General features: G+C 60.9%; 5 protein-coding genes and 2 pseudogenes. 6 read left to right on the plus strand and 1 reads right to left on the minus strand.

What is annotated here, in order from left to right:
* Positions 1-388 precede the first annotated feature (388 nt).
* From ACIQ17_RS29090 to ACIQ17_RS29110, 5 genes and pseudogenes are all read left to right on the plus strand, one after another.
* A pseudogene (locus ACIQ17_RS29090) lies at positions 389-718 on the plus strand (transposase); the annotation flags it as partial.
* A gap of 100 nt (positions 719-818) precedes the next feature.
* The gene (tnpA, locus tag ACIQ17_RS29095; protein WP_398472897.1) at positions 819-1,217 is read left to right on the plus strand and encodes an IS66-like element accessory protein TnpA; all 399 of its coding nucleotides are present in this window, start codon (positions 819-821) and stop codon (positions 1,215-1,217) included.
* A complete protein-coding gene (tnpB, locus tag ACIQ17_RS29100) occupies positions 1,214-1,561 on the plus strand; it encodes an IS66 family insertion sequence element accessory protein TnpB (protein WP_398472899.1) in 348 nt (115 codons plus the stop codon). The genes tnpA and tnpB overlap by 4 nt, the downstream gene beginning before the upstream one ends.
* Positions 1,562-1,682: 121 nt before the next feature.
* Positions 1,683-3,221: an IS66 family transposase gene (gene tnpC / locus ACIQ17_RS29105; RefSeq protein WP_398472900.1), complete on the plus strand. Its 1,539-nt coding sequence runs from the start codon at positions 1,683-1,685 to the stop codon at positions 3,219-3,221.
* A 54-nt stretch (positions 3,222-3,275) separates the two neighbouring features.
* A pseudogene (locus ACIQ17_RS29110) lies at positions 3,276-4,038 on the plus strand (IS3 family transposase); the annotation flags it as partial.
* A gap of 144 nt (positions 4,039-4,182) precedes the next feature.
* Here the strand turns inward: ACIQ17_RS29110 and ACIQ17_RS29115 are convergent.
* The gene (locus ACIQ17_RS29115) at positions 4,183-5,349 is read right to left on the minus strand and encodes an acyltransferase family protein (protein WP_398472901.1); all 1,167 of its coding nucleotides are present in this window, start codon (positions 5,347-5,349) and stop codon (positions 4,183-4,185) included.
* A 132-nt stretch (positions 5,350-5,481) separates the two neighbouring features.
* On the opposite strand from ACIQ17_RS29115, the gene ACIQ17_RS29120 reads away from it, so the two are divergent.
* Positions 5,482-6,756, plus strand: coding sequence for a hypothetical protein (locus ACIQ17_RS29120; protein WP_398472902.1), 1,275 nt, complete (start codon positions 5,482-5,484; stop codon positions 6,754-6,756).
* Positions 6,757-6,915 lie beyond the last annotated feature (159 nt).

Raw genomic sequence — 6,915 nt, forward strand, 5'->3', positions numbered from 1 at the left:
CCTCCACCATGCGCAAGAATAACCGGAAGACCCGCTTCGTCGCCCATGATCGAAGCAGCTATCGCTTGCCCGCCGTGGCCCATCAGAATTATTGGTTTGGCGTCAGACACTAAAATTGACACATCTGTTGTTTTGCACCACGCAAAATTTTCGATCATATGACAGAGTTTTCTAACAAACGTTCGATGGATCCGTCAAGATTTCGATCGAAAGGCTGTGACCTGCCTGACCTGCCCCTGCGGATTTCCTCCAGTTGAAGGTATAGTGCCGTCTTCTGAAGGACCGACAGGTGAAACGAGCCAAGTGTATGGAAGAGCAGATTGACCTGCTCCCCTGAAACGCCCCCGATTTTGAGTGAGGGTTCTGTTCTCCATTGAGGAGACGGACGATGCGTAAGAGCAGATTTACTGAACAGCATATCATCAAGGTGTGAAGGAGCACGCTGCCGGGATTTCGGCGAGCGGTCTGTGCCGCAAGCACGGGATCAGCGATGCGACTTTCTACAAGTGGCGATCGCGCTACAGCGGGATGGAGATCTCCGAGGCCCGTAAGCTGAAGGCGTTGGAAGGAGAAAACCGCAAGTTGAAGAAGTTGCTGGCGGAGACGATGCTGGATGCCTCGACGCTGAAGGAGTCGCTCGCAAAAAACTTGTAACGCCCAGCTTGCGGAGACGAGCGTTACCTGGGCGATTGACGAGAAGTGCTACTCGCAGCGGCGGCCTGCAGGCTGACCGTACGCGTCCGACGAGGACCGCCTTGTTTGAACGGGATATCTCGCGAAGCATGTGACCTTAAGTCTAGCTTTAAGGTCATCAGGCGATGCGGGTTGAGGTTTTAGGCGGGGTCGAGCGGCGGCGACGCTGGTCGCATGACGACAAGATTCGGATCATCGAAGAGACGCTGGCGCCGGGCGCGAAGGTAACTGAGGTGGCGCGCCGCAACGGGATTGCGGCGAGCGTGGTGTTCACCTGGCGACGGCAGGCTCGAACGGTCGAGAAGGTCGGGTCTCATTTTGCGCCGGTGCAGATTGCCGCCGCGGAAACGGGCGAGCAAGCCGCCAAGTTTGTGCCGGAGGCCGACAAGCGGGTGCGGCCGGTGCCGGTCGCCCGCACTGGATTGATCGAGATTGATTTTGGCAGCCGGGGACGCGTCCGGGTGGATGCGCAAGTCGACTCGGATGCATTGGCGCGGGTTCTCGACGTGCTGGAACGTCGATGATTGCGATACCTGGCAATGTGCGGGTTTGGCTTGCGACGGGTCATACCGACATGCGGCGCGGATTCCCCAGCCTCGCACGTCTTGTGCAGGAGGGTTTGAAGCGCGATCCTCATATTGGTGATCTCTACGTTTTTAGGGGCCGTCGCGGCGACCTGATCAAGATTATTTGGCATGATGGTCAAGGCGCGTGCCTGTTCACGAAGCGACTGGAGCGCGGCCGCTTCCTGTGGCCATCCCTTGCAGACGGCGTTGTCACGATCAGCGTTGCGCAATTATCCTATCTTCTGTCCGGAATTGACTGGCGCATGCCGCAGGCAACCTGGCGTCCACAGGCTTCCGGCTAAGCTGATATTTTTTGTCTTACGACGAAGATCGCGCACGATTTTTTGCGACGAATATGATTGATTCGTCATCGTGACGAGCCACTCTGATCCGCTTCCCGCTGACCTTGCCGCCGCGCACGCGATGATCCTGGCGCAGCGCGAATTGCTGACGCTGGCAAAGAGCGAAGTGACCGTCGGTCGTCTGGAAATCGAACGGCTAAAGCTGATGCTGGCCAAGGCGCGGCGCGAGCAGTATGGGCAATCCTCTGAACGCGGCAGGCTGCTGGTCGAGCAACTTGAGCTCGCCATCGAGGATCTTGAAGAACCCCAGGCCGAGCAGGAAACAGAGGCCGAGATCGCGGCGCCAGCAGCCGCTCAGGAGAAGCGCGCCAACAATCAACGGCCCGCCCGCCGGCCGTTGCCCGACGATCTGTCGGTGGAGCGCATTGTCGAGCCGCCGCCGTGTGCTTGCGGCAAATGCGGCAGCCAACGGCTTCACAAGCTTGGCGAGGTGGTATCGAAGACCCTTGAATGCGAACCAAGGCGCTGGAAGATTATCGAGCACGTCCGTGAGAAGTTCTCTTGTCGGGACTGCGAGGCAATTACCGAGGCGCCGGCACCCTCCCATCCGATCCCGCGCGGCTTCGCCGGGCCGAGCCTGCTGGCGATGGTGCTGGTCAACAAGTTCCTGCTGCATCAGCCGCTGAACCGGCAGAACAAGACCTTTGCTCGCGAGGGAATCGAGATCGATGTCTCGACGCTGGCGGATCGGGTCGGGGCCTGCGTGGTAGCGCTCGATCCGCTGGTCCAGGCGATCCGGGCGCACGTGCTGAGCGCCGAGCGCATCCACGCCGACGACACGGCCGTGCCGGTGCTGGCGAAACTGAAGACTGTCGTTGGCCGGATCTGGACCTATGTCCGGGATGACCGTCCGTTTGGCGGCAAAGACCCACCGGCGGCGTCGTTCCATTACTCGCGCAGTCGTGCCGGGGAGCATCCGCAAGGCCATCTTGCCGGCTATGTGGGCCTGATGCAGGCCGATGCTTTTGATGGATACAACCAGCTCTACAAGGATCAAAGGAAGCCGGCTCCGATCCTTGAAGCCGTCTGCTGGAGCCACGGCCGCAGGAAGTTTGTCGATCTGGTGAAACAGGGAGAGGCGCCGATCGCCAGCGAGGCCGTGCGTCGTATCGACATGCTCTTCGAGATCGAGCGCAGCATTAACGGCAAAACGCCGGAGCAGCGGCTTGCGGTGCGCCGTGAACGATCGCGGCCGCTCATTGCCGAGCTTGAAATCTGGATGCGGCAGCAGCGGGCATTGCTCTCCACGAAGAACGACACCGCCAAGGCGATCAACTACAGCCTTAACCGCTGGCCATCGTTCACCCGCTTCCTCGACGACGGCCGCGTCTGCCTGTCGAACAACGCCGCCGAACGGGCCTTGCGCGGCATCGCGATTGGAAGAAAGAACTGGACCTTCGCGGGCTCAGACGCTGGCGGTCATCGCGCAGCCGCCATCTATACGTTGATCGAGACCTGCAAGATGAACGACGTCGATCCGCAAGCCTGGCTTGCTGACGTATTGGCGCGGCTTCCAGCTCATCCCGCCAGCAGGGTTGCCGAGCTGCTTCCCTGGACCTGGAAAACAACCCAGCGGCCAAAGACCGCCGCAGCAGCCTGAGCGCGCGCTCATCCGGTTATCGCTAAGGCCGGGGTCTTGGCCGGATGCGTACGGCTGACCGGCCTGCAGCCCAAGACCTACCGCTATGCCTCGACGCGGCCGGCCGATGGTCCGTGGCGGACGCGACCAAGGGAACTGGCCCTGCAACGGCGGCGCTTTGGCTACCGTCGCCTGGGGCTGCTATTGGCTCGGCAAGGGATCCGGATCGATCGGAAGAAGCTTTACCGGCTATACAAGGAGGAACGGTTGACGGTGCGCAAGCGGGGTTGCCGCAAGCGGGCACTAGGCACCGATGATGATCCCGCAGGATCGGAACCTGCGCTGGTCACTCGACTTCGTGATGGATACGCTCTCCAGCGGACGACGGTTCCGTGTCCTGACCTTGGTCGATGACTTCATGCGGGAATGTCTTGGCCTGGTCGTCGACACCTCACTCACAGCGTTGCGCGTTGTTCGTGAGCTTGGCCAGATCATCGAAACCCGAGGTTGCCCGCGCATGATCGTCAGTGACAACGGCACCGAGTTCACTTCGAATGCGATCCTGGCCTGGCAGGAGTCGCTCGGGATCGAATGGCAGTAAATCGCGCCCGGCAAGCCGATACAGATCGGTTTTGTTGAAAACTTCAACGGCCACCTGCGCGACGAGTGCCAGAACGAGCACCTGTTCGCCAACCTCAACGAGGCTCGCCAGATCATTAAGGAATGGAGGATCGACTAAAATACCAACCGGCCGCACACGAGCTTCTACGGGCTCACGCCGACAGAATTTGCAGCCCGCCCCAACAGGGGCCAAACCCAGAACGGACTCTACTTATAAACGAGGGCAAATTGGGGAGCAGGTCAGCAGCTCTACTCCCTCCCTCGATTGCGCTGCCAGATTTATATCGTTATTTCAATAACATAAGAGTTCGCAGTTTTGTTCTGAATGGCGCACCATTTCCCAGTCTCGTCGTTCCCGACCTTACCTCGCCTCGCCGACGACAGCCGGAATCTGCGGGCTGCCCGCGGGCTCCTCGGGCCGATGCCTGATGGCGAACGACTTCCTCAGTTTCAGCACCGGATATTCGACCACGTGCCATGAGATCATGGCCGCGGCCAGCGAGACCGGGAAGCCGACTACGAACAGCGTCCACCACCAATCGCCGGTCCACGCGTTCGGAAACAAATAGACCAGCAATTGCATGAACGGCACGTGGTAGAGATAGAGGCCGTATGAGTAGTCGCCGCCGCCAAATCCTGGAATCTGCGGCAACGGCGACAGGCCGATCGCCACCGTCAGATAGACGATCAAAGGAAGAAAGATGGCGTCCGCGACGGGGTTGCTGAAAACGCCCCGCGCATCGCCGAAGACACTGACCAGCACGAACGCGCCGATCAGGCCGAGCGTCGCGCGGCCGGAAACGGGGATCGCGTAGCGATACAGATAGAGACATACGCCGATCAGGAATGATTGCAGCAGCAACGATGACCGCTGGCCGAACAGGTTAAGGGCAGCAACCTGAACCGCGGAGGGTTCACCGCCCGCCAAGCCGGGCCCCATCGCCCGCAGCGCGACCCCCGCGATGAGCATGCCGAGCGTGAGCCACAGGAGCCACCTGGCATTTTTCATGGCGCCGGACACCATCAGCCCGACCAGAACCACATAGCAGCAGATCTCGAACGGCACGGTCCAGAGCGAGCCATTGATGCTCTTTGTCGGGTTGTTCTGGAACACGCCGGGCAGATCGAAGTGTATCGAACCGATGATGTTCAGGAAGTAGCTGCGAAACATCGGATCGGAAAAATAGGCCGTCAGCGGCAAGGTGGTGACGAGAGGGCCGATGATCAGGGCCGCGAAGACGACATCGACGGCCAGCGCCGGCACGATGCGCGCCGCGCGGTTCAGCATGAAACTGCGTGGGCTGAGACGCATGCTGCTGCCGGCGACCAGGAAGCCGCTGAGCGCAAAGAACATCGGAACAAGCGTGTCTTCGAGCAGCCAGAACACCGAATTCCGCGCCAGATCGAAATGCCCGCTGAGCTGCGGGGTATGCGAGGCGATAATGCCGGTGGCCAGGAAAATGCGCAGGAAATCAAAACCCTGGCCGAAGCCGTTCTGCTCGTCCAGGACTGAACCAAGGGTCTTCATCGTTTCCCCACGAGGCAGAAGCACGCACGCGCAACTTTAAGGGAAACTAGCGGTTCACATCCTAACGATCCTTAAATCTTCATGGGGATTCAGATAGACAACGGTGAACAAGGCGCGCGGGAGCGCATCGGCATGACAGAACTGGATCGCCGCATGTTTCTGGCCGGCGCGGCGGCTGCGGTGCTGCTGAAGCAGACTCCGGGCTTGGCCGCCCCGTTGCCTGGCCCATCCGACCTTTTCACTGACAGCGTCGGCGTCAATGTCCATATCAGCAGCGAACCCTACGCCTCGAATTTCGATCGTTTTCACGACCTGCTGGCGACGTCGGGCATCCGTCATCTGCGCGACGAGTTGCGGCCGAGCAACGACCTCGCGCGCTGGCGCCTGCTGAACGAACGCTCGAACATCCTGTTCAACATCCTCGTCTCGCCGGCGACCAATACCGTGCCGGAGATGATGGCCTATATCGATGCGCTTGGCCTTGCACGCATCACCAGCATCGAAGGCCAGAACGAAGGCGACAGCCCGTGGTTCATGTCGCTGCCGCTGGCCAAGCCCGGCTGGAGCAATGTGGTCGTCGACTATCAGCGCGAGGTGCACCGCGCGTTGCGCGAGCGTTACACCGCCGAGCAGTTGCCTTTGCTGTCGCCGACCGTGCTGAACTGGAAGCCCGCCGATGTCGCACTGCTGCGCGGCGCTGCGCAGTATAGCGATGCCGTCGCCATCCACTCCTATGTGCAGAAGGCTCAGGAGCCGGAGACCACGGACGACTACGCCGCCATGTCCTGGTATCTCAAGAACATGCGCGATGCCTTCAAGGCCGGAGCGCCTGCACTCGTAACCGAGATCGGCTATTGCAACGTCGTGAAGCCCGGCAGCGCCGGTGTCGGCGAAGTGGCATCCGCCCTTTATCTGCCGCGGCTGCTGCTCAACAATTTTCGCCTCGGCATCCTGCGCACCTTCCTTTACGAGTTCTGGGACGGCGGCACCGATCCGAACGAGGGCGAGCATCACTGGGGCCTGCTGCGCAATGACGGCACGCCGAAACCCGGCTATCACGCAATCCGGAACCTGTTGCTGGCCCTGCAGGGCGCCCGCCGTGCCGGTGACGCCCAGCCCTTGCAGGTGGCAACACGCGCGCTCGAACTCAAGCACATCGCCTTTCAGGATGCGGAGGGGCAGCCGATCCTCGCGGTATGGCGCGCGGTGCGCTGCTGGGATGTCGCCAAAGCGGAGGATATCATCGTGCCGATGCTCCCCGTCGAGATCGCTGTCGATGGCCGCATCGCCTCGTTGGTCTACAATCGTCCGAATGACGCCAACGGCTGGCAGCGCGTACCGGTGACTGATGGGCGCGCGACCATCCCGCTCGACGGCCGCGTCACCATCCTGCGTCCGACGGCGTGATGACGGGTATCATCGGCCGCAGCTTGAACCCGTCTGCAGCGCTTTGTATCCTGCACAGGCCCAGCGACTGACGGGGAGCGGCAGCGTTGCACACGCTGCGGTCCGGCCACGCATTCGACGGCCTTCGCTCCATGGAATCACAGGTTTCCGCTTATGAAT

The organism is Tardiphaga sp. (assembly GCF_044340795.1).
In the GTDB taxonomy this organism is placed as follows: Bacteria; Pseudomonadota; Alphaproteobacteria; order Rhizobiales; family Xanthobacteraceae; genus Tardiphaga.

Bases quoted from the DNA above. Each gene is read 5' to 3' on its own strand.
- tnpC (WP_398472900.1), top strand. From the start codon at position 1,683: ATGATCCTGGCGCAGCGCGAATTGCTGACGCTGGCAAAGAGCGAAGTG.
- ACIQ17_RS29115 (WP_398472901.1), bottom strand. From the start codon at position 5,349: ATGAAGACCCTTGGTTCAGTCCTGGACGAGCAGAACGGCTTCGGCCAG.
- ACIQ17_RS29120 (WP_398472902.1), top strand. From the start codon at position 5,482: ATGACAGAACTGGATCGCCGCATGTTTCTGGCCGGCGCGGCGGCTGCG.
- tnpB (WP_398472899.1), top strand. From the start codon at position 1,214: ATGATTGCGATACCTGGCAATGTGCGGGTTTGGCTTGCGACGGGTCAT.
- tnpA (WP_398472897.1), top strand. From the start codon at position 819: ATGCGGGTTGAGGTTTTAGGCGGGGTCGAGCGGCGGCGACGCTGGTCG.